1 protein-coding gene is annotated in these 801 nt (G+C 47.8%); it reads left to right on the top strand.

Features of this window, described 5'->3' with window-relative positions; translation table 11 throughout:
* Positions 1 to 801 (top strand): aconitase family protein (locus tag R8O11_RS26690; RefSeq protein ID WP_318194806.1); only part of this gene is annotated, 801 nt, incomplete at both ends.

The raw sequence follows: 801 nt of genomic DNA on the forward strand, positions 1-801 counted from the left end.
GTCTTGAGTCTTCTGATGTATTCCGTAAACCTGGTGAAGTCGCTGATTCTGGCAAGGGTTACACGCTTGCACAGAAAATGGTTGGTAAAGCGTGTGGTGTAGCAGGTGTTCGTCCGGGCACTTACTGTGAGCCTAAGATGACAACCGTAGGTTCTCAAGATACAACGGGTCCTATGACGCGTGATGAGCTTAAAGACCTTGCGTGTCTTGGCTTCTCAGCAGACCTAGTTATGCAGTCGTTCTGTCACACATCTGCGTACCCTAAACCAGTTGACGTGAATACTCACCATACACTTCCTGATTTCATCATGAACCGTGGCGGTGTTTCTCTACGTCCAGGCGATGGTATTATCCACTCGTGGCTAAACCGTATGCTACTGCCAGATACTGTCGGTACTGGTGGCGACTCGCATACTCGTTTCCCGCTAGGTATTTCATTCCCAGCTGGTTCTGGTCTGGTTGCATTCGCAGCGGCAACAGGCGTTATGCCATTGGATATGCCTGAATCAATTTTGGTTCGCTTTAAAGGCAAGATGCAACCGGGTATCACACTTCGTGACCTAGTTCATGCCATCCCTTACTACGCGATTCAACAAGGTCTACTGACTGTTGAAAAAGCCGGTAAAGTGAATGAATTCTCTGGCCGTATCCTTGAGATTGAAGGTCTAGAAACACTAACGGTTGAGCAAGCATTCGAACTGTCTGATGCGTCAGCTGAGCGTTCTGCTGCGGGTTGTACCGTTAAGCTATCTCAAGAATCAATCGAAGAATACCTAAACTCGACCATCGTAATGCTTAAGT

This window comes from Vibrio sp. 1288 (assembly GCF_033344475.1).